Annotated in this window: 20 protein-coding genes and 2 rRNA genes; 14 read left to right on the forward strand and 8 right to left on the reverse strand. The window is 51.3% G+C overall.

What is annotated here, in order from left to right; translation table 11 throughout:
• Window positions 1–10: 10 nt before the first annotated feature.
• A complete protein-coding gene (gene clpS, locus J0M34_09255) occupies window positions 11–352 on the reverse strand; it encodes an ATP-dependent Clp protease adapter ClpS (protein MBN8544436.1) in 342 nt (113 codons plus the stop codon).
• Between the two features lie 176 nt (window positions 353–528).
• Between clpS and J0M34_09260 the strand changes: the two genes are divergently transcribed.
• The 3 genes from J0M34_09260 to J0M34_09270 are packed head-to-tail and all read left to right on the forward strand — an operon-like array spanning window position 529 to window position 2,611.
• The gene (locus J0M34_09260) at window positions 529–1,017 is read left to right on the forward strand and encodes a hypothetical protein (protein ID MBN8544437.1); all 489 of its coding nucleotides are present in this window, start codon (window positions 529–531) and stop codon (window positions 1,015–1,017) included.
• Window positions 1,018–1,076: 59 nt separating this feature from the next.
• Entirely contained in the window at window positions 1,077–2,018 is a 942-nt protein-coding gene (locus J0M34_09265) for a TerC family protein (protein MBN8544438.1), read from the forward strand.
• Window positions 2,019–2,023: 5 nt separating this feature from the next.
• Window positions 2,024–2,611: an exopolysaccharide biosynthesis protein gene (locus tag J0M34_09270; GenBank protein ID MBN8544439.1), complete on the forward strand. Its 588-nt coding sequence runs from the start codon at window positions 2,024–2,026 to the stop codon at window positions 2,609–2,611.
• A 4-nt stretch (window positions 2,612–2,615) separates the two neighbouring features.
• Here the strand turns inward: J0M34_09270 and J0M34_09275 are convergent, their stop codons facing one another.
• The gene (locus tag J0M34_09275; protein MBN8544440.1) at window positions 2,616–2,855 is read right to left on the reverse strand and encodes a hypothetical protein; all 240 of its coding nucleotides are present in this window, start codon (window positions 2,853–2,855) and stop codon (window positions 2,616–2,618) included.
• A 630-nt stretch (window positions 2,856–3,485) separates the two neighbouring features.
• On the opposite strand from J0M34_09275, the gene J0M34_09280 reads away from it, so the two are divergent.
• The 3 genes from J0M34_09280 (at window position 3,486) to J0M34_09290 (ending at window position 7,456) form a co-directional block, all read left to right on the forward strand.
• Window positions 3,486–6,563 (forward strand): 23S ribosomal RNA (locus J0M34_09280).
• A gap of 129 nt (window positions 6,564–6,692) precedes the next feature.
• Window positions 6,693–6,808: ribosomal RNA gene (rrf, locus tag J0M34_09285) — 5S ribosomal RNA — on the forward strand.
• Window positions 6,809–7,168: 360 nt separating this feature from the next.
• A complete protein-coding gene (locus tag J0M34_09290) occupies window positions 7,169–7,456 on the forward strand; it encodes a hypothetical protein (GenBank protein MBN8544441.1) in 288 nt (95 codons plus the stop codon).
• Between the two features lie 94 nt (window positions 7,457–7,550).
• Here the strand turns inward: J0M34_09290 and J0M34_09295 are convergent, their stop codons facing one another.
• Complete coding sequence (locus J0M34_09295) at window positions 7,551–9,446, reverse strand: lipase family protein (GenBank protein ID MBN8544442.1); 1,896 nt, start codon at window positions 9,444–9,446, stop codon at window positions 7,551–7,553.
• A 129-nt stretch (window positions 9,447–9,575) separates the two neighbouring features.
• On the opposite strand from J0M34_09295, the gene J0M34_09300 reads away from it, so the two are divergent.
• The 3 genes from J0M34_09300 to J0M34_09310 all read left to right on the forward strand — a co-directional run bounded on the left by J0M34_09300 (window position 9,576) and on the right by J0M34_09310 (window position 11,515).
• Window positions 9,576–10,304, forward strand: a complete 729-nt coding sequence (locus J0M34_09300) for an asparaginase (protein ID MBN8544443.1) — start codon at window positions 9,576–9,578, stop codon at window positions 10,302–10,304.
• Window positions 10,305–10,697: 393 nt separating this feature from the next.
• Window positions 10,698–11,159, forward strand: a complete 462-nt coding sequence (locus J0M34_09305; GenBank protein MBN8544444.1) for a hypothetical protein — start codon at window positions 10,698–10,700, stop codon at window positions 11,157–11,159.
• Window positions 11,156–11,515, forward strand: a complete 360-nt coding sequence (locus J0M34_09310) for a PIN domain-containing protein (protein MBN8544445.1) — start codon at window positions 11,156–11,158, stop codon at window positions 11,513–11,515. Before J0M34_09305 ends, J0M34_09310 begins: the two co-directional genes overlap by 4 nt.
• 11 nt (window positions 11,516–11,526) lie before the next feature.
• On the opposite strand, the gene J0M34_09315 is transcribed toward J0M34_09310, so the two are convergent.
• Window positions 11,527–12,003 carry a hypothetical protein gene (locus J0M34_09315; GenBank protein ID MBN8544446.1) on the reverse strand — a complete coding sequence of 159 codons (477 nt, stop codon included), beginning with the start codon at window positions 12,001–12,003 and terminating at the stop codon, window positions 11,527–11,529.
• 229 nt (window positions 12,004–12,232) lie between these two features.
• On the opposite strand from J0M34_09315, the gene J0M34_09320 reads away from it, so the two are divergent.
• Window positions 12,233–13,207, forward strand: coding sequence for a hypothetical protein (locus J0M34_09320; GenBank protein MBN8544447.1), 975 nt, complete (start codon window positions 12,233–12,235; stop codon window positions 13,205–13,207).
• Here J0M34_09320 and J0M34_09325 read toward each other — a convergent pair.
• The gene (locus J0M34_09325; protein MBN8544448.1) at window positions 13,204–13,629 is read right to left on the reverse strand and encodes a peptidoglycan-binding protein; all 426 of its coding nucleotides are present in this window, start codon (window positions 13,627–13,629) and stop codon (window positions 13,204–13,206) included. The two genes, J0M34_09320 and J0M34_09325, sit on opposite strands and share 4 nt — an antisense overlap.
• A 152-nt stretch (window positions 13,630–13,781) precedes the next feature.
• Window positions 13,782–14,297 (reverse strand): hypothetical protein, encoded by a 516-nt coding sequence (locus J0M34_09330; protein ID MBN8544449.1) that lies wholly within the window; start codon window positions 14,295–14,297, stop codon window positions 13,782–13,784.
• A gap of 68 nt (window positions 14,298–14,365) precedes the next feature.
• Here J0M34_09330 and nth point away from each other — a divergent pair, with 68 nt between their 5' ends.
• Window positions 14,366–15,070, forward strand: coding sequence for an endonuclease III (gene nth / locus J0M34_09335; protein MBN8544450.1), 705 nt, complete (start codon window positions 14,366–14,368; stop codon window positions 15,068–15,070).
• Between the two features lie 49 nt (window positions 15,071–15,119).
• On the opposite strand, the gene J0M34_09340 is transcribed toward nth, so the two are convergent.
• Window positions 15,120–15,740: a polymer-forming cytoskeletal protein gene (locus tag J0M34_09340; protein MBN8544451.1), complete on the reverse strand. Its 621-nt coding sequence runs from the start codon at window positions 15,738–15,740 to the stop codon at window positions 15,120–15,122.
• Between the two features lie 260 nt (window positions 15,741–16,000).
• On the opposite strand from J0M34_09340, the gene J0M34_09345 reads away from it, so the two are divergent.
• The 3 genes from J0M34_09345 to J0M34_09355 are packed head-to-tail and all read left to right on the forward strand — an operon-like array spanning window position 16,001 to window position 17,786.
• Entirely contained in the window at window positions 16,001–16,978 is a 978-nt protein-coding gene (locus tag J0M34_09345; GenBank protein ID MBN8544452.1) for a homoserine kinase, read from the forward strand.
• Window positions 16,975–17,406: a ribonuclease HI gene (rnhA, locus tag J0M34_09350; GenBank protein ID MBN8544453.1), complete on the forward strand. Its 432-nt coding sequence runs from the start codon at window positions 16,975–16,977 to the stop codon at window positions 17,404–17,406. The genes J0M34_09345 and rnhA overlap by 4 nt, the downstream gene beginning before the upstream one ends.
• Before the next feature lie 2 nt (window positions 17,407–17,408).
• Window positions 17,409–17,786, forward strand: a complete 378-nt coding sequence (locus tag J0M34_09355) for a hypothetical protein (GenBank protein ID MBN8544454.1) — start codon at window positions 17,409–17,411, stop codon at window positions 17,784–17,786.
• Here the strand turns inward: J0M34_09355 and J0M34_09360 are convergent, their stop codons facing one another.
• Window positions 17,787–20,483, reverse strand: coding sequence for a pyruvate, phosphate dikinase (locus tag J0M34_09360; GenBank protein MBN8544455.1), 2,697 nt, complete (start codon window positions 20,481–20,483; stop codon window positions 17,787–17,789). It abuts the gene before it with no gap.
• Between the last annotated feature and the right edge of the window lie 2 nt (window positions 20,484–20,485).

Consider the following 20,485-nt stretch of genomic DNA (forward strand, 5'->3'; position numbering starts at 1 on the left):
TTTCTTTTGTTTAGTCTTCCTGTTGCTCCAGAGTGCATTGAAGGGGGTACTCGTTGATCCGTGCATACTCGACGACTTGTTCCACCTTGGTCTCGGCGACGTCGCGGGTGTAGATACCAACCACGGCAGCGCCTTTGTGATGGACCTGAAGCATTAACTCGACTGCTTCGGTGTGGGAGCGGCGGAAGATATGCTCAATTACCGTCACCACGAATTCCATCGGTGTATAGTCATCATTCAGCAGGATCACCTTGTACATGGGAGGGCGTTTTGGTTTCACCTTGGCAGGGGCGAGTAGCAATTCACCATCTGCTTCGGCGTTACCGTTGGCATTCCCACCTTCGGCACCCATACGAATCGGATGAAACATCTTTTCCGTACAATCCCAGTTTCTCATAGAATTCCTAAGCTTCCGTTAATGGGGTGTTACTAAAACGTAAATTTCTGTAGTGGTTATTTATATTCAAAATCGACATGAAATTGTCATATCGGGGTGTTAATTCTAATCCAATAGATGGGTAAAATCTAATGACTTCGCAAGATGTAGTGCCAAAAGAACTGATGGATGGGTTGCGCAAGCGGCTGGATGAAGTCCTGCGTTTGAGCCAGAATAGCTTTGGTTTTTCGGAGCTTGATAAAGCATTGCGGTGCAAACACCCAAGCGCTTATTGGCGGCACGATAACCCTGAAGTCATGGAGTGTTTGGAAGAACTTAGCGTTATGTACGCGCAAGCTTCTCTTGCCATAGGGTACCGTGCAGCCCCACTCGCTAAAGACATTAGGCAGTCTCTAAGCGACGCTATTGCGTGCCATAATCCGCAACCGCTCATCCATGCCAATGCCAATGACTTTGTGAGCGAAGTAGAGGGCTGGGTGACAATACTCAAAGAATTGAATGAAGTAGCCTCAAAATCATTTGTTGGGCCGCGTGGTCATTTAATAGAGCGTACTCCGCGTTTGCGCGCCGAAGCGCTTGAGCAGGCAGCGCGCTCCATTACCAGCCAACACAGAGAATAGCGCGTGACTTTCTATGGCTGACTGCTAAGAAACTTCCAACATAGAAAAGGAAGTTTCGCATGGATAAGCCGTTATGGATGTGGGCCGCGTTTTTGGGCATAGTATTATTTTTGCTAGTTCTTGATTTAGGCGTATTCCACCGTAAACAAAAGGAAATCGGTGTACGTGATAGCCTTGTAAGCAGCGCCATGTATATCTGTATCGGATTGCTTTTTGGTTTATTCGTGTGGCATCAGCTAGGTGCTGATTCGGGCAAGGAATATTTCACGGGCTTCCTCATCGAAAAAACACTTTCGATGGATAATATCTTCGTCATTTCGTTGATTTTTACCCATCTGGCAATTCCGCGTAAATACCAGCATCGCGTGCTGTTCTGGGGTATTTTAGGGGTGATTGTCTTGCGTGCTATCATGATTGGCGTGGGTGCGACGCTCGTCAAAGAAGTTGAGTGGGTGCTGTATATTTTCGCCGCGTTTCTTATCTTCACGGGTATTAAGATGCTCTTTGCTTCTGAGAAGCACGAGATGGGCGAGAGTAAGCTGCTTAAGTGGATTTCACGCCATTTCCGCGTGACCAAGGAGATTGAAGGGCAGAAGTTCTTCGTGAGTAAGTATGATGAGAATACCGGCAAATACGCACGCTATATGACGCCGCTCATGGTAGCGTTGATAATGGTAGAGCTGACCGATTTGGTATTTGCCGTTGATTCGGTGCCGGCTATTTTTGCGATCACCACCGATCCGTATATTGTCTATACTAGCAATATCTTTGCGATTTTGGGTCTACGCGCGCTTTACTTTGCGCTGGATGCGGTGATTCATCGCTTCCATTATCTCAAATACGCGCTGTCGCTGGTATTGGTATTTATTGGCTCGAAGGTGTTTATCGCCGATCTCATGGGGTTCAACAAATTCCCGCCATCTATCTCTTTGGGAGTAACGGTTGGATTGCTCGCCGCAGGTGTCTTGTACTCGCTCTATAAAACGCGCAAGAGTGCTTAATTGCCATGCGCACTTCGGCGCTGTTAGAGCAGATTGCGCAGGAGCAGCGCGGCGAAGCGATTGCCATTGGTACGCTGTTTGACCGTCTGGCCGATCGTGGCATGGGGCTGGTCATCCTACTCTTCGTGCTGCCTAACTGTATTCCCATTTTTAGTGTGCCAGGCGTTTCAGCGGTGACGGGTTTGCCCATTTTCATCATCGCGATGGAAATGGCATTGGGTAAGCAAAGTGTGGTCTTACCAGCGCCCTTGCGTGCGAAGCATATCCCCGTCGCTGGATTCACCAGAATCCTTCGCCTACTAGTTCCAGCACTTCGCTGGTGCGAGATGCTCATCAAAGAACGTCGCTATAGTTTTTTTGAGCGCCACGAGCGTTTCATTGGCTGCGTGCTGATGATCATGGCGATTATTCTGGCGTTGCCCATGCCGTTTCTCAATTTTCTACCCGCGGTTTGTATCGCCATCATCGCGTTGGGCATTGTCGAAAAAGACGGGCTTGCCGTGACGCTCGGTCTGATACTCAGCGCTATCGCGCTCTATTTGCTGACGTTGATTATTGATACGTTGATTGCGCTGGTGCTGGGCTGGCTATAGCGCGCTACCAGTTACGCCAGATTGGCTTACCCAGATCAATATCGGCCTTGTCGGTCAATGCGCCGATCGTGCCGCCTACGCCTGCGCCAATCGCTGCGCCGGTGACAGGTGAGTGCACAGTAGCCCCAACAACGGCGCCCGCCGCCGCGCCAGCGAGTGCGCCCGTTGCCGCACGGTCTTCTCTCGTATCACCGCATGCGCTGAGTAAAAGCGTGCTAGCGAGTAATGCGTAATGTAGTTTCATCGTACGTCTCCTGTGGTTGGTTCATCGGTAGTCTATAGCCATATAGTCTTCGAGGAATAGGGTTTCTAGTGCAGTGCCCGCCAAAGTCGCAGAAAACCTTATAATCATGGCTTCTGCGCATCAGTTATCCACAGGCCCATATGACGGTTCTATGAAGAAAGTGAAAAAAAGATAAAATGACTGTTGACAGGAGTGGGTCCAATGTCTAGAACGCCACTCCCTTCTGGACGCAAGTCTCGGAAGTTCGCGCTGCGCCTTTCAAGCCAATGAGAGAATCGCAGCGACTGCTGAATGAAAAAGTGAATAGGTATCTACAACGCGCTTTATGTGTGTTGCTTCGAGCCATGCATGCCTCATTGTCTAACCGAGAGCTTGCACGAAGCGACTAGTCATTTCGAGTGACGACCATAAAGACGTTGATGCTGATTATTAGTTCACCGAAACCTCAGACCTAATAGCTTCATTTATGCCACTCTCGGCCGAGTGCGAAGTATACGCGGGTAAGATCCGCAGCTTCTTAGCTCACTAACCGAGCAAGGCTATTACGATGAAAGCCTGTTTTGTTCTGTGTGTGAGGTGCATCAGATAATCTCAAGCGCTAATAAAGATCTAAAATTAAATTTTAGAATCAGTTAAATATGACAAGAGCATTTAGTGAATGCCTTGGCGATAAGAGGCGATGAAAGACGTGCTACACTGCGATAAGCTTCGGGGAGTTGTGAAGGAACTTTGATCCGGAGATTTCTGAATGGGGCAACCCACCTCTATATCCATTTCAAGCCCAGCAGGTAACTGCTGTGCCGTGAAGCGGGTATAAAACGAGGTATAAATATCTGAATACATAGGATATTTAAGCAAACCCGGCGAATTGAAATATCTCAGTAGCCGGAGGAAAGGACATCAATTGAGACTCCGTTAGTAGTGACGAGCGAACGCGGACCAGGCCAGTGTTGAATGTGAAACAATCGGAACCTTCTGGAAAGTTGGGCCATAGCGGGTGATAGCCCCGTACGAGTAATCTAACATTCTTCCTTGAGTAAGGCGGGACACGAGAAATCCTGTCTGAACATGGGTCGACCACGATCCAAGCCTAAGTACTCCTTATCGACCGATAGTGAACAAGTACAGTGATGGAAAGGTGAAAAGCACCCCGACGAGGGGAGTGAAATAGTCCCTGAAACTGAATGCTTACAAGCAGTCGGAGCCCCACTACCAAGTGGTGGGCTTTTGAATGTGGTTATATGTGCTTGCTATACCAACCCCCAAATGTGCATTTTTAGTGAAGTGCGCAGACCCCTTATTCGACTTAAGCGAATCTTTCGTGAAAAGTGCAAATGAGGGACAGGATGCTTTGTCCCTAAATGACGAAGTTATCCACAGCGGATGGTTTAGCGAGTTACTATAGAACAACGTGATGCAATGCTGATTGAGTGTTCAATGAGTATGTGCGTAACGTGAAAAACCACAGAGCCACAGCCAACTATTTGGTGGTGGGGTGACGGCGTACCTCTTGTATAATGGGTCAGCGACTTAATGTATGCAGCAAGCTTAAGCCGATAGGTGTAGGCGTAGCGAAAGCGAGTCTGAATAGGGCGACAAGTTGCATGTATTAGACCCGAAACGAGGTGATCTAGCCATGGTCAGGTTGAAGGTTGGGTAACACCAGCTGGAGGACCGAACCGACCACCGTTGAAAAGGTGGCGGATGAACTGTGGTTAGGGGTGAAAGGCCAATCAAACTTCGTTATAGCTGGTTCTCCGCGAAAACTATTTAGGTAGTGCCTTGGACGAATACCATCGGGGGTAGAGCACTGGATGGGCTAGGGGGTCCCAAAGACTTACCAAACCTAACCAAACTCCGAATACCGATGAGTACTATCCAGGAGACAGACTGCGACAGCTAACTGCCGTAGTCGAGAGGGAAACAACCCAGATCTACAGCTAAGGTCCCCAAATCGAGATTAAGTTGGGAAGCATGTGAGACGGCCATAACAACCAGGAGGTTGGCTTAGAAGCAGCCATCCTTTAAAGAAAGCGTAACAGCTCACTGGTCTAATTAAGCTATCTTGCGGCGAAAATGTACCGGGGATTAAATCTCGTACCGAAGCTTAGAATGTGCAATTTATTGCACGTGGTAGCGGAGCGTTCTGTAAGCCTGCGAAGCCAGCCTGTCAGGGATGGTGGAGGTATCAGAAGTGCGAATGCTGACATGAGTAGCGACAAACAGAGTGAGAGACTCTGTCACCGAAATCCCAAGGGTTCCTGCATTATGTTAATCAGAGCAGGGTTAGCCGGCCCCTAAGGCGAGGCGGAAACGCGTAGTCGATGGGAACCACGTTAATATTCGTGGGCTAGTTGGTAGTGACGCATTGCGTAAATTGTTCCTCCTTATTGGATTGGAGGGGCGATGAAGCGGTGCCAGGAAATAGCTCCAACATAAAACCGTACCCGAAACCGACACAGGTGGGAAGGTAGAGTATACCAAGGTGCTTGAGAGAATGATGCTGAAGGAACTAGGCAAATTGCACGCGTAACTTCGGGATAAGCGTGGCCCATCTGTACGCAAGTATGAATGGGCGGCACAAGCCAGGGGGTGGCGACTGTTTATTTAAAACACAGGGCTCTGCGAAGGCTCTCAAGCCGACGTATAGGGTCTGACGCCTGCCCGGTGCTGGAAGGTTAAGTCGAGGAGTGCAAGCTCTGAAATGAAGCCCCAGTAAACGGCGGCCGTAACTATAACGGTCCTAAGGTAGCGAAATTCCTTGTCGGGTAAGTTCCGACCCGCATGAATGGCGTAACGATCTCCCCACTGTCTCCAGCATCAACTCAGCGAAATTGAATTCTCCGTGAAGATGCGGAGTACCCGTGGTTAGACGGAAAGACCCCGTGCACCTTTACTGCAATTTTACATCGGTATTAGGCATCGTCTGTGTAGGATAGGTGGGAGACTTTGAAGCTTGGGCGCCAGCTCGAGTGGAGTCACCCTTGAAATACCACCCTGACGTAGCTTGATATCTAACCAAGACCGCTCATCGCGGTCTGGGACTATGTATGATGGGCAGTTTGACTGGGGCGGTCGCCTCCCAAAGAGTAACGGAGGCGCGCGATGGTAAGCTCAGGACGGTCGGAAATCGTCCTCTAGAGTGTAAGGGCATAAGCTTGCCTGACTGTGACAGTGACAGCTGAAACAGATACGAAAGTAGGTCCTAGTGATCCGGTGGTTCCAAGTGGAAGGGCCATCGCTCAACGGATAAAAGGTACGCCGGGGATAACAGGCTGATCTTGCCCAAGAGTCCATATCGACGGCAAGGTTTGGCACCTCGATGTCGGCTCATCACATCCTGGGGCTGGAGAAGGTCCCAAGGGTATGGCTGTTCGCCATTTAAAGTGGTACGTGAGCTGGGTTTAGAACGTCGTGAGACAGTTCGGTCCCTATCTGCCATGGGTGTAGGAAATTTGAGAGGATCTGACCTTAGTACGAGAGGACCGGGTTGGACATACCTCTGGTGTACCAGTCGTTCTGCCAAGAGCGCAGCTGGGTAGCTATGTATGGACGGGATAAACGCTGAAAGCATCTAAGCGTGAAACCTACCTCGAAACAAGATTTCCCTATGAGAGCCGTGATAGACCATCACGTTGATAGGACACATGTGGAAGCTCCGTAAGGAGTGCAGCTAAGTGTTACTAATTGCTCCATTGATTTAACAATTTTGCGCAGGGATTTGACGATCCCTCACATGCAGTGCAAAGCAGACTTGCTTTACACTGATGATTTTAGAGTTGAACTAAATGAATCAGTAGATACCTATTCTTTTCAGAAACAGGGCCGTTTTGACGGTCTGGTGATTATAGCGAAAGTGGTACCACACGTTCCCATCCCGAACACGACCGTGAAACCTTTCAGCGCTGATGGTACTTCGTCTTAAGACGTGGGAGAGTAAGTCGTCGCCAGACCTTCAAAACGGCCCTGTTTCTTTTTCAGCCTTTTTTCTCAACCCATTCCGACCATCTGCGTCGTCGCATCCACATTTTCATGCCATTACGTAGCGCCGCTACGCGCAGTCATGAACATGCGGCATGTGCTCCTAGCATCTGGCCGAACTATGCCGAGAATGTAAGTTAGGGGGCATAGACCCCTAAAATTTTGCCCGTAGAGGGCTGTAGGTGCCTATTCACTGCTTGGGCCCTATCCAGAAGGCCTACGGGGCTAAAAAAGCTTAAAACCGATTGAACACTTCATTAAACTGTCATGACCAAGTCTTAGGTCTATATGTTATTATCTTCTTATTGATTTTATCTAAGGTGGAGAAGTTCATGGCTACCATGCGATTTGCAGGGAACACTTTCGAAGTGAAGAAAGCGCCAGTAGATAAAGACGGCTTTGTAGATGTGCAATACACCATTTCAGGCTCCAATACGGCCGTATTGCACGCGTTCTGCCAGGAACAACAATGTTCCCCAAGCCCCATGGTCAATGGCGCATTTACGCTCAGAAGCTCAGATGTGAATAGCGCTTCGCCCAATGGCGATTCACCTGCCGTTAAGGCAATATACGATGCCTTGAAGGCTGCGACCATAGAGCGCGGCGGACCTGCCGGCTAATCCTAAATCTTGCCCGTAGAGGCGTGTAGATACCTATTTGCTTGCACTGCCCTATCAAACGAGCAGGTCAGCGCTAAAATGCCCTTATTTTGGATTAGTGGCTACGGCCACCATTGCCATGACCATTCTCTTCGGGGCTGGTGTAGCGTATGCGGCTTTTGTCGAGCGCAATGGGCGCGTGGGTGGCTAAGAAATACTCCATCTGATACAGCGCGAGCTTCACCTCGTTACGTAGGTGTTCTAGCTCTGGCGCTGATTTGAGGGCCTTTTCCAACTGAATGAGCGAGCCATGTCTACGCCCACGCTCAATCGCGAGGTGGCCGCCTGCTTCCATCAGGGGTTTGCCAAAACCCGCATTGTCAGAGAGTAGGGCGCTTGCAAAATCCGCGTGGTCGAAGGCAATTTGATCGATGAGGTGCTCTGCGTTTGGGACGTTCTGTTCGGTGATTTTTCCCTCGTCCCACGCATCGCGCAGGTTGTTGACGAGCTGAAAGATTCTGCGCTCTAGGGTTTGGGGGTCGTAACAGCTGCCTTGTTCTTGGCGCAATGTCTCCATGCGAATTTGGCGGCGCAGACCTTCCTGCATGGCGGTGAGTGAGTGTCGGTAACTGCTGACTTTGCTGAGATGGGCTCCGAAGTTAAACAGAACCTTTAAGCCGCTCATGGCGCGATCGGCAAATGCATGAAGCCCACCGCTATTGCGCCAAATCTCGCGCTGTTGGTGCTGGGGGGCGGTAACGTGCGTTTCCTTCGTATCGGGGTCTAGGAAATGCTGTTCCATTTGATCCAGAAGTTTCTGGATTTCTTCGGGACTCTCATTGACTTTTCCTTCCCATGCTCTGCTCATGGCGCGCAGGGCCTTGCGGTCAAATTGCACATCGCCTTTGGGTGACTCCAGATAGGGCACAGACGTCATGGCGCGTCCGATTTGCCTGCCTGCCTCGGCGGCGGTGATGACGCGGCCATCTTCATGCTTGAGTGCAGCAAGGTTGCCGTTAGGGGCGATGCATATCCAGTTGCCGATATGGATCAGGCGCGACCATAGTGGCGGCATGGAAGGGATGGGGTCGCCCACCATTTCGAAGCGGTAGATAGGCACGCTGCCATTGCCCATCATTTTGTAGAGCGCGTTGCGGAAGTCGACATTGCCCACGCGTGGCTGGCCGAATGTGTAGATTTCATGGATACGTGAATGGTTGGTATTTTCCATCCAATGCGCAGCAGCGATAAGTGCTAGACAGCCACCTGAGGAATGCCCTGTGAAGCAAATTTTGGGCGATTTGCCCGTGCGAGCGCGTATCTCGCTTTCCAGGTCCTCCATGGATTGTTCGATGGCGGGCCAGAATTTTTTACCCTCGTATTGATTAGGGCCATGCATGTAATCGAGCGTCATGAGCGTATCCCACCAACCACCATGCACTTTGGCGCCCTTGAGCGACTTGATGAGCTGGTCACGTTCTTCACCCGCATCGGCTGCGTAGTGCGAGGCTAAATCAGCGATTTTTTGTTCGTAATCTGCAGATTTCGTGCGCGCATCCTCACGGAAGAACGCTTGGGAGTGGTAGGAAATGCGCGATTGTATCAGGTTGCGGTAGAAGTGCAGGGGCTCTGTAATATCGGAGCCGTGGAAGCTGACGATGATTTCATCGTCGTTGTAGAAAATGGCGGCTTGTTGTTTTTTGGTGCGAAATAGCTTGGTTTCATAACGGGCCCGCCCATGTTTTTGCTGGCGCGTATTGAGCGCCTCTAGCTCGGTTTTGATGCGCGCCAAATCGTTTTGATAGCATTGTTCGGTGTCATTACCGAAGCGCTCAGCAAATTGGGGTACGTGCGTATTGATGCTTTTGCCACCCCGCGAGGAAAGTCGGCACATGCCGCTCAATAATTTCGCGCGCTGAAATACCTGCTTGCTGACGCCAATAGCATCGGCTTCAACCCGCACGAGCGCGTCGTTTTCTGCTAAATTGGGCTCTGAGGCTTCAGGGGACATGTATGTAGAAAATCCTTTGGTAACTTCGCACTGATAGCAGGGGAATGTGACAATTCTATGATGCTTCAAGGGTTTTTTTTGCGGCGGATTGTCATCAAACCATCACATTGAGTTGCTAGTGTGAGCGCTATGAATCTCGCAGCGAATAGCTCCAAAACCCTTGTCGTCGTTATGGGCGGAACGATTGATGCGTTCTATAATCCCGAACACGGGACGCCGCATACCGTGCCAGTGCCTGATGGCCCTGAAAAATCCTGCATTCCAGATGCGCTAAAGAAGCTAGGAATTGCCGATGCGTGTGAGGTTTGGACCTATTGCATGAAGGACAGTAAAAAAATCACGAAGGCGGATCTTGATGGGATTGTTAAGCGTGTTGAGAATGAGGGCTACAATAAGGTTGTGGTTGTCCACGGGACCGATACCATGCCTAACTCTGGACTGTATTTGCAAGATGCGCTTAAAGATACGGATGCACGCGTAGTGATTACTGGATCAATGTACCCATTGCGTGATGCGCAAGGCCAGTGGCGTGGGTTGGATGCACAGGCAGAACCTGTGCTTACCAACGTCATCCCACGCGATGTGGACGGCCAGATTGATTATGCCCGCGCTTGCGATGGCTGGGTGAATTTAAAGCAGGCGATAAGCGATGTTCAAAACCCTGACCTTAAGGCGGGTGTCTATATTCGGGTTCGACCCGAATCGGTTGAGTTGGGGGATGGCCCATGGCATGCTTCGATGCTCAGTAAGTATGTTATTACGGACGCTCCAGGCACACAGGTTGGCACGGTCCAGCGTTCTGGTTTTGTGGTGCGTTCTGCACCCGCTACGGCACAGGAAATCAGCTTCAATTTTTAGCCTGTTTTTCTATCCACAAATGCCCCTTCTTGGTGATTCGATTTGCTCGCTGAGTTGTGAGTATTGGGGATACATAACATGCAAAAAATAAGATGTAATTTTTGCTTAAATTATTGGCATAGAATTTTCAATTTTACTCACCGCTTATCCACAAGCTGGATTGGTCGGGCGATGTCTAAATTTCCAAAACCAAGAATTTTGATATATTCTTTCTATATCATTTTTTTTGGCGGGGATCATATGATATATTAATAGTATATCATTTTGCTGACCGTATTTATTCTATTGTTTTATATACATTAATCTATATGGTTGTTGATTGGTTGATATCTATAATTATTATTTTATGTTTATATATATTGCAATGATGCATAATAATGATAACAAAAATCCATGAGAACCATCATTGATATCACGGATGAGCAAGTTAAAGTTTTGGATGAGATTTCCAAATTAGAGGATACCTCACGTGCTGCATTAATTCGTAGAGCAATTGACCGTATGCTGGCCGAGGACGCCCGCAAGGGTGAAGTGGCTAAAGAGGCCTTCGGTTTGTGGTCCTATCAGCAAAAAGATGGGATGGTCATCGAGGCGGATTTAAGAGGGGTGTCGAAACCCTCCGCCAAGACGGTAAATGCACCTAAACAAAAGCAGGTAGAAGCACCCGTAACGGAAGACCGTTTTGTTACCGAACCGCCACCCGCAATAGTTGAGCAGGATGCGACGCCTGCCGTTGCGGAGATAGTTGTTCCGCCCCCACCGCCACCTCCGCCCCCAGCAGTTGCAGCGCCGCGTGAGGCTACCCAAACGGCGGTAGATCCATTGGCGGCATTCTTTGCAGGAGTGAAGCCGTGAAAGCGCTTTTCGATACTCATATACTGATCGATTATCTGCGCGGCGTACCCGAGGCAAAGCGCGAGATTGAGCAATACCAAACCCGCCTGATTAGTGCCGTAAGTGCCAGCGAAATATTGGCGGCGGCAAAGCCTGAGGAGGCTCGTGTGCTAAGCGCGTGGTTGGATGGATTTGAGGTGGTGGCCGCTTGCAGCCGCGTGGCGCAAATTGCGGCGCAGTTGCGCCAACAGCAGCGTGATCTGGCGCTCATTCCTGCGATGATTTGGGCCAGCGCCAAAGCGCATGACGCGTTGTTCATCACGCGCAATATGACGAGCTTCCCGCCGCAGGATGCGGGCATCCGAAAGCCGTATTAGGGGTTAAGCGCCTACTTCTTATCAGCAGGTTTTTCAGTTGGCAGTGGTGGCATGTCTTCCGATGGAGGAACCATACCTTCTGGTGCTGCGATAGGAGCCACTGCTGGCTCAACGGCTGGTTCAACCGCAGGCGCTGCTACAGGTGCTTCTCCTGCAGGCATTTCAGCGATTGGCGCGGCTGTGCCGCCCGTTTCTTGGATGGCGCCTGTATCAACAGGTGCTGCTTGCTCGGTGGTGAGTGCAGGTTCTGGTGTAGGCGCAGGCGCTGCTGCGGCTGCAGCCTCAGCTTCTGCGGCTTCGCGTTTAGCGCGGGCGCGTTCTGCGGCAGCTTTGATAGCGGCGCGGCGTTCTGCGGCTTCTGCTTTGATGGCTGCCGTTTCTTCTGCCGTGAGAGGGGCGGAAGCTGCGCCAAAAGGCGATGCAGACTGTGCCAGTGCAGCGCTAGAAAGCATGGTTGAAGCAAGCAAAACAGCCAAAGTAATACGCATGGAACGCTCCTAAAGGTGATAATTAGATTGGGGTTAGCATAGCTTCCACCAACACGCAATGCTGATACGCGCACAGATGCACAGCCCCTGCTATTTCTCTTAGCAGTGGTGTTTTTAGGATGATTCGACCCGTCATACGGTCTTGAAAAGGCAAGATATCTTCACAAAACCGTCACACAAAAACACCCTGAAAATCCGTAGAATATAAGGTGGAAGAGAGTCTATTTGAATGACGCAACAGACGGCGCATAACCTTGAAGCCAGCGAGCAGAAACGTGATGTTTCGAAAGGCGAGAAGGCATTCGATTTCACAGTCTATGGACTGATGAATTGGGTTGGCACGTTCGTGATTACCGTGCCGATAGCCTATTGGATGATGCACGGTAAAGGTAGCCTCGTTACCAGTATACGAAGCGGGGTTAACAAAGGCTTTGAATCCATTATGGAGCCGACACTCAAGGCTGCTGATTGGGTGTTATCGCCGATACGCAAGGCGCCGAAGACTCCTATGAAAGAGCGCGTGAAATGGTGGTCAGAACAAAACACCGTTACATTCGCGACATTCCAAGGCGGCAATTTCATGCTGTTGCCAATTTGGTTAGCAGAGCGAGGCAAGGTTCCATTAGTGGATGGCGCCAATAAAGCGCTTGGTGATGAAACGGATCGCGCAGCGATTGCTGAGGCGCCAAAGACGGATATTGTGTCGCTTATCAAAGGCAGGCTGAGCGCGTTTGCATTGGTGTTCACTACCTTTACAACGCTGAGCCATATCGTGCCCCAAACTTTCCGTAGTTTCAGTGAAGAGTTTGGCGAAAAGGCGGCGGGCTGGTTCAAGAAAAGTGCCTACACTAATATGGATGACGCAAAGCAATTACTCATTCAGCGCAACACGCTTGAAAAGCTGGGGGACGTTTCTGAAGAAGGATTAAAAGCGCTGAAGTCGGCCAACACGAAGCTTGAAGCGCTTGAGACGCGCGCCTTCCGTTTGGGTAAAATTGCTTCATGGGATATTGTGGCAACTACGGCTGCGGTGGCATTGCTTTACACGACGAGTAAATTCTTTGCGCAGGAAAAAGATAAGAAGTCCCACGACAAAGATGTGAAACGAAAAGCAAAGCAACCTGCGCCTGACGCTGTCCCAACAACGCGTGTTGGTGTGGAGCGCTCGGTAGAGTCACCTGAGCAAGCGATGCAGCTAGGTTAGTAGACGTATGTCGAAGCGGCGAGTTCGCGTTTACATGCGCGGACATTGCGAATGGGGTGACCAAGATAGACAATTGCCTGAGCGGTTTCTTGCCCGATGACGCCATCAATTTTCAAGCCATAATCAAACTGGAACTTGGCAACTGCCGTTTTGAACCATGGGCTGTTTTTACCATCGATTGCGCCACGGAAATAACCAAGCCGTGTCAGCTTGCGTTGGAGGATCGCAACGTTGCGTGATTCATTAGTGTAGACCATGGGCTCGAGCGGAATGATGCCGCAATGGCCAACGGTTTGAGCATCGCTGCCTGGCCCGCCAATCGTATCGACCGGGAAGGCTAGTGCTTGGGTGCTGATCAGCATGACCGCGAGTAATGCGGCAGACTGGGCGAGTATCGCCGAACGTGAGTGCTTGGAGCGCATGGGGTTATCCACTTTTTTGTTGTACTTGTGGCCAATATAGCTGTGGATAATGAAGGATTCGTTAATGAGCAGTCAGCATCCTGCTGCTACTATCATTGCCCGACACGCAGTTTTGGTGTTACGAAAGACATATCGCTAGACAAAACAATGTGTTATAAGGTTTGGGATTGGCCGATGCGGGCTTCGCGTTCGGCCAGAATAGCGGCGGCACGGTCTTTATCGCTCATGCTGCCATTTTGAAGAATCTGCTCAATGTTATTGCTTCGTGTGCCGACGTTTTGTGCCCATTCGCGTTCGGGTGCTGACTCAGTTTCTTGCGCGCGGTCTGCAGCCACGGTGGGAGCCATGGTAGGCAACATGACGGGCGTGATGGTTTCTTGTTCCCGGCCACGGCCTTGTGAGGCTTGGTCAGTATTCTTGGATTGTTCGCGACCATTCAAGACGGAGATAATGCCGTTAAAGAGCGTGCTGGCAATAAACGCGCCGCCGATGGTAAGCAGGGTTGTTGGGGCAGCAAAGTTAATGATTGCTTCGCCAATGATAATGCCTGCAACGCCAAGCATTCCATAAAAAAGTCCCATGAACAGGGCGCTGGTTACCATGCCCTTGATAGCACCTTTTATGAAATTGCCAGTGTCATCTGGCTTCTGTTGAGACACATTTCCCATGTCACCATTCTATCAAACCTACGCAGAAGAAATGTGACAGTTGCGTGAATTTATACTAATCCACTTCTATGAAACCCGCACAAATTGACCGTATTTTCAGTATTTTTGCTGCCGCGAATCCCGAGCCAAAAACCGAGCTGGAGGCTCCCAATCCGTATTGTCTGCTGGTGGCGATCGTACTTTCAGCCCAAGCGACGGATGTGGGGGTCAATAAGGCAACTAAGGCACTGTTCAGAAAGGTGAAAACCCCTGAACAGATGGTGAAGCTGGGTGAGGTGGGGCTTAAGGAATACATCAAGACGATTGGCCTGTTTAACGCGAAGGCGAAGAATGTTATCGCGCTTTCTGAGCGCTTGATCGCTGTTTATGGCGGCGAGATTCCACATAGCCGAGAGGCGCTGGAGACTTTGCCCGGTGTTGGTCGTAAGACAGCGAATGTATGGCTGAATTGTGTATTGGGCCAGCCTACCATCGCGGTCGATACGCATGTGTTTCGCGTGGCGAACCGTCTGGGTTTGTGTAAGGCGAGTGACCCACTTAAAACGGAATTGGCGCTCCTGAAAGTGATTCCCAAAAAGTGGATGCAGCATGCACATCACTGGCTGATTCTGCATGGGCGCTATGTGTGCAAAGCGCGCAAGCCAGAATGTATGGTTTGCACGGTTAGTTCTTATTGTGAAGCATTCATCGGCAGTTCTATAATTCGCTCAAGCGCCGCTGGGGCTAGCGGTCTCAACGACCGTCGAGGCGTCGGTCTTCGTAAGAAGAAATAAAAAAAGGCCGCTAGAGACTAGCGACCTTTTTGTCCAAGAATTTCTCGGCTTATGCTACGCGCTTAGTTGCAGTACCTTTCGCGCCAGCTTCCTTCACAGTGCGAATAGAACCTGAAAGCTGACCACCGCGCTCGATTTCGATTTCGCCGTAGGTCACGTTACCATTTACACGACCGGTCGAGTAAATGATGAGGCGGCCACGCACAACGAGGTCACCCTCGAAGGTGCCACTAATCTCTGCATCTTCTACTTCGGCAGTGCCTTTGAGTGCGCCGCTTTGCGCGAGCTCAACGGTGTGCACGTCTTTCATGGTTGCATCGACCATACCTTCAATGACGACGCGATCACAGGTGGTGATTTCGCCTTTCATTTGAATATCTGGGCCAACCGTCAACACACGCTTGGTGTTCGACTTCAGCGCTGGAGCAGCAGGCTGAGGGGCTGGTGCTGGTGCAGGCGCTGCAGGGCGTGCCGCAGCCATAGCAGCGCTTGGTGCCGCAGGACGATAAGCAGGTTGTGCAGGGGTTGCAGGTGCAGCTTGAACAGGACGCACCGAGTCGTTTGCAGCGACGCTGCGCACTGACTCTGCAGCTTCTGGCGTGGTAACGATTACATCGTCCGCACCGTCTTGAATCAATGAATCAGAACCGTCTTCCTTACGACGAAACATAATGCTCTCCTTAGGTTGTGGCGCTTTTGCGCGGTGTTTTTTGAAGCCTAGCAGAGCCTGAGCACTGCCGAGTGACATTACTCTAGCGTGTTGGTGGAGCGTTTCCAGTTAAAAATATGCCTGTGCATATTTATTTTAGTGCGAGGGGGCGCTTTGCCCCCTCAGTGACTCCCCCCGCCGCGTTGCGGCTCGCGCAGCTTTGGCGCTACGCAACGTTCCATTATCTTGCTTAACTATCATTTTTTCCCTACACCCCATCTATGGCAGTTTATACCCAACTCACGAATGAGACGATCGCCGAACTGGTTGAGCAACAGTATGGTTTAGGCAAGCTGTCGTTTGCGGTCGGCATTGCGCAAGGTGTTGAGAATAGTAACTATCTGCTGGATGTGATTGGCACTGACGGCGTCGAACATAAGTATATTCTTACGCTTTATGAGAAGCGTGTGAAGTCAGAGGAGCTGCCGTTTTTTATCCATCTCATGAAGCATCTGCAGGCGAAGGGAATCCCGTGCCCTCAGCCGATTGCGCGCAAAGACGGTGCCACTATCAGTGAAGTGCAGGGTAAACAGGCGGCGCTGGTTTCGTTCCTTAATGGGCGCAGCCGCACCGTCATTAAGAATACGCATGTGAGTGAAGTGGGCGCAGCACTGGCTAAGCTACATTTAGCGGCGGGCGATTTCAACATGCAGCGCGAGAACGCGTTGTCGCTAGCGGGTTGGAAGAGCCTTGCGGCAAGCTTGTCAGTAAAACTCGACGATATCACGCAAGGGCTTGATGCGATGGTGCGTGATGAGTTGGCCTATCTTGAAGCGCATTGGCCAGCGAATTTACCCACGGGAATCATTCATGCAGATTTGTTTCCTGATAATGTGTTCTTCGAAGATGACGTGCTGAGTGGCATTATCGATTTCTATTTCGGTTGCAAAGATATGCTGGCCTATGATGTTGCGATTGTTCTCAACGCATGGTGTTTCGAGAACCAAAAGGAATTCAGCCCCACCAAGTCACGACTTTTGCTGCAGCATTACCAGAAGCACCGCCCATTGAATGACGCAGAGCGTGCGGCATTTGCCGTGCTGGTGCGTGGTGCGGCGTTACGCTTTTTGCTGACACGCTCGTATGACTGGATTCACCGAACGCAGGATGCGATGGTAACGCCACTCGACCCAATGGTATATGTGCGCAAATTACGCTTCCACCAGCAGGTGAAAGATGTGTCGGAGTACGGACTGTGAAGCATGTCAAAATCTATACGGATGGTGCCTGTAGCGGTAACCCAGGCCCAGGTGGTTGGGGCGCGCTGTTAGTATATAACGGCACCGAGAAAGAGTTGAATGGTGGCGAGCCAGAAACCACTAATAATCGCATGGAAATGATGGCGGTTATTATTGCGATCAAAAAGCTAAGCGAACCATGTAAGGTCGATATCTACACGGACAGCAAATATGTCATGCAGGGTGCAACGGAATGGATTCACGGCTGGAAGAAGAAGGGCTGGAAGACGGCTGATAATAAGCCTGTAAAGAATGTCGATTTGTGGCAGGAGCTTGAAAAGCAACTGGCACGACACGATATAAAATGGCATTGGGTGAAGGGGCATGATGGCCACCCTGAAAATGAACGTGCCGATGCATTGGCGCGCGCTGGAATAACCAAGGAGTAATTATGAAAAAATCTATTTTGCTGCTTACTGCATTGATGGTTGCACAGCCTGCTTATGCGCTAGTGAAGGTAACGAATCTGAGTGGCGCACCACAGACTGTCATTTTCTCAAGTGCAGGAAACGATATATCGCGCGTGCTGGCGCCTAATGCGACTGAGCACTTTAGAGGTGCAGAGGGAATGTTGGCGCTTGGCGATGCGGCGACTATCGCCCGTGCTAAAGCAGCCAAGCCAGGCGCAATGGGTGAGTTGTTAGGTGATTTGGTTGCAGCAAACCGCACGTCGCGCATCCCAGCAGCCGATGGAGATATTTTTGTCGTCTGGCCCGATGGCCGACTGCTGCTGCAGGGTCGTAAGCCTAAGGGTTCCTATAGCTGGTAACTATTGGCGTGGCGTTTTAATCGCTGCCTGTGCTGCGGCCAAGCGTGCAATCGGCACACGGTACGGTGAGCAGCTCACATAGTTCAAGCCAGCGCGTTGGCAGAAGTGAATGGAGGCAGGGTCGCCGCCATGTTCACCGCAAATACCCAACTTCAAATCTTTGCGCGTTGCGCGGCCGCGCTCGGTCGCGAGCTGAATCAATTCGCCCACGCCTTCTTGGTCGAGGGTGACGAATGGGTCATGCTCAATCACGCCCTTACGTTTATAGTCTTCAATGAATGACGCGGCATCGTCACGCGAAATACCCATGGTGGTTTGCGTGAGGTCGTTCGTACCGAAGCTGAAGAATTCCGCAGCTTCTGCAATGTCGCCTGCGCGTAAGGCTGCGCGTGGCAATTCGATCATCGTGCCCACTTGATAGGCCATATCCACGCCCGTTTTGCTGGCAACATCTGCCGCCACTTCGTCGATAATCGCTTTCATCATCACGAGTTCTTTTTTGGTCATGACCAATGGAATCATGATTTCGGGCAGTACTTTTTTACCCGATTTCTGCACTTCTGCTGCGGCCTCGAAAATCGCGCGGGCTTGCATGGTGTAGATTTCAGGGTAGGTCACGCCTAAGCGCACGCCACGGTGGCCGAGCATGGGGTTGGATTCATGCAGCGACGCTGCGCGGTACTTCACGGCGTCGAGCGGTACATGTGCGGCGTCGGCCACCTCTTGCATTTCCGCTTCGGTGTGCGGCAAGAATTCATGCAATGGCGGGTCGAGCAGGCGAATGGTCACCGGCAGGCCTTGCATGATTTCGAAGATCTCGACGAAATCTTTTTTCTGCATCGGTAACAATTTGGCGAGCGCGACTTCACGCGCTTTTTTATTTTCCGCGACAATCATTTCGCGCACGGCGATGATTCGCTCCGCGTCGAAGAACATGTGCTCGGTGCGGCAAAGGCCAATGCCTTCGGCGCCGAAATTGCGTGCGGTTTGTGCGTCGTGCGGGGTTTCGGCGTTGGTGCGCACTTTCAGTTCGCGCACGGCATCTGCCCATGCGATGACGGTTGCGAAGTCGCCCGACAGGTTTGGTTCGATGGTGGGGATTTCACCCAACATCACTTCACCTGTGGAGCCATTGAGGGTGATAATGTCGCCCTCACGAATGGTCAGGCCGCCTGCAGCAAATTCCTTGCGGGCGTAATTGATGCGGATATCGCCTGCGCCGGAAACGCAGCATTTGCCCATGCCGCGCGCAACCACGGCTGCGTGCGATGTCATGCCACCACGTGCCGTTAGAATACCTTTTGCTGCGTGCATGCCGTGAATATCTTCTGGCGATGTTTCGATGCGCACGAGAATGACTTTCTCGTTAATCGATGCTTGGTGCTCGGCGTCCTCAGCGGTGAAGACGACCTTGCCCGAAGCCGCGCCTGGTGACGCTGGCAGACCTTTGGCGATGACTTGCTTTTTCGCGTTCGGGTCAAGCGTTGGGTGCAGCAATTGGTCGAGCGAGCTCGGGTCGATGCGCAGCAGCGCCTCTTCCTTCGTGATGAGTTTTTCCGCGACCATGTCTACGGCGATTTTCAGCGATGCTTTGGCGGTGCGCTTGCCGTTTCTGGTTTGCAGCATCCACAGCTTGCGGTTTTCGACGGTGAACTCAATGTCCTGCATGTCGCGGTAATGCGCTTCGAGCTTCTGGTAGATTTTCACCAGCTCGGCGAATACGTCGGGCATGACTTCTTCCATCGAGGGCAAATCGCCGCCCTCGGCTTTGCCCTTGATGGTGAGTGGCTGCGGGGTGCGGATGCCTGCGACCACGTCTTCGCCCTGAGCGTTGACGAGGAATTCACCATAGAACATTTTCTCACCCGTCGAAGGATTGCGGGTGAAGGCCACGCCAGTGGCGCAGTCATTCCCCATGTTGCCGAACACCATGGATTGTACGTTGACCGCCGTGCCCCACTCGGCAGGAATGTCGTGCAAGTTACGATAGGTGCAGGCGCGTGGGTTCATCCAACTGTCAAACACGGCGCGGATGGCGCCCCAGAGTTGCTCATTCACATCCTGCGGGAAAGGCTTGCCCAATTCTTGCTGCACGCGCTCTTTATATTGCGCGACGAGTTCTTTCAAATCCGCGTCGGTGAGGTCGGTGTCTTGATGTACTTCGCGCTCGTTCTTCATGAGGTCGAGCAAATCTTCGAACAAGTGATGCTCTACGCCCAATACCACGTCCGAATACATTTGGATGAAGCGGCGGTAGGAGTCATAGGCAAAGCGTGCATTGCCAGTTTTCGCTGCGAGACCTTCGACCGTTGCGTCATTGAGGCCGAGGTTCAAAATCGTGTCCATCATACCCGGCATGGAGGCGCGGGCACCCGAGCGCACCGAAACGAGTAGTGGGTTTTTTGCGTCGCCAAAGCTACGGCCAACGGATGCCTCGATTTGCGCAACGCCCGCGCTTACTTGCTCGGCGAGGTTGGCGGGGAAATTCTTTTCTGCAGCATAATAGGCCACGCAGACTTCGGTGGTGATGGTGAAGCCTGGGGGAACGGGCAGGCCAAGCGAGCACATGTCGGCAAGGTTGGCGCCTTTGCCACCAAGCGCATTTTTCATGCTCACATTGCCTTCGGCGAATCCATCACCAAAGCTGTAGACCAGCTTGTCTGCAGTTACGGTTTTCTTTGCGGCAGATGATTTCATAA

It is taken from the genome of Alphaproteobacteria bacterium (genome assembly GCA_017302575.1).
Lineage (GTDB): Bacteria > Pseudomonadota > Alphaproteobacteria > Rickettsiales > UBA3002 > JAFLDD01.

Excerpts from the sequence above, each read along its gene's own strand:
- J0M34_09275 (MBN8544440.1), bottom strand. The coding sequence starts at position 2,855 with ATGAAACTACATTACGCATTACTCGCTAGCACGCTTTTACTCAGCGCA.
- J0M34_09345 (MBN8544452.1), top strand. The coding sequence starts at position 16,001 with ATGGCAGTTTATACCCAACTCACGAATGAGACGATCGCCGAACTGGTT.
- J0M34_09320 (MBN8544447.1), top strand. The coding sequence starts at position 12,233 with ATGACGCAACAGACGGCGCATAACCTTGAAGCCAGCGAGCAGAAACGT.
- J0M34_09330 (MBN8544449.1), bottom strand. The coding sequence starts at position 14,297 with ATGGGAAATGTGTCTCAACAGAAGCCAGATGACACTGGCAATTTCATA.
- J0M34_09260 (MBN8544437.1), top strand. The coding sequence starts at position 529 with ATGACTTCGCAAGATGTAGTGCCAAAAGAACTGATGGATGGGTTGCGC.
- J0M34_09295 (MBN8544442.1), bottom strand. The coding sequence starts at position 9,446 with ATGTCCCCTGAAGCCTCAGAGCCCAATTTAGCAGAAAACGACGCGCTC.
- J0M34_09325 (MBN8544448.1), bottom strand. The coding sequence starts at position 13,629 with ATGCGCTCCAAGCACTCACGTTCGGCGATACTCGCCCAGTCTGCCGCA.
- clpS (MBN8544436.1), bottom strand. The coding sequence starts at position 352 with ATGGGTGCCGAAGGTGGGAATGCCAACGGTAACGCCGAAGCAGATGGT.
- J0M34_09300 (MBN8544443.1), top strand. The coding sequence starts at position 9,576 with ATGAATCTCGCAGCGAATAGCTCCAAAACCCTTGTCGTCGTTATGGGC.
- J0M34_09270 (MBN8544439.1), top strand. The coding sequence starts at position 2,024 with ATGCGCACTTCGGCGCTGTTAGAGCAGATTGCGCAGGAGCAGCGCGGC.
- J0M34_09305 (MBN8544444.1), top strand. The coding sequence starts at position 10,698 with ATGAGAACCATCATTGATATCACGGATGAGCAAGTTAAAGTTTTGGAT.
- nth (MBN8544450.1), top strand. The coding sequence starts at position 14,366 with ATGAAACCCGCACAAATTGACCGTATTTTCAGTATTTTTGCTGCCGCG.
- J0M34_09315 (MBN8544446.1), bottom strand. The coding sequence starts at position 12,003 with ATGCGTATTACTTTGGCTGTTTTGCTTGCTTCAACCATGCTTTCTAGC.
- J0M34_09355 (MBN8544454.1), top strand. The coding sequence starts at position 17,409 with ATGAAAAAATCTATTTTGCTGCTTACTGCATTGATGGTTGCACAGCCT.
- J0M34_09360 (MBN8544455.1), bottom strand. The coding sequence starts at position 20,483 with ATGAAATCATCTGCCGCAAAGAAAACCGTAACTGCAGACAAGCTGGTC.
- J0M34_09265 (MBN8544438.1), top strand. The coding sequence starts at position 1,077 with ATGGATAAGCCGTTATGGATGTGGGCCGCGTTTTTGGGCATAGTATTA.
- J0M34_09340 (MBN8544451.1), bottom strand. The coding sequence starts at position 15,740 with ATGTTTCGTCGTAAGGAAGACGGTTCTGATTCATTGATTCAAGACGGT.
- J0M34_09290 (MBN8544441.1), top strand. The coding sequence starts at position 7,169 with ATGGCTACCATGCGATTTGCAGGGAACACTTTCGAAGTGAAGAAAGCG.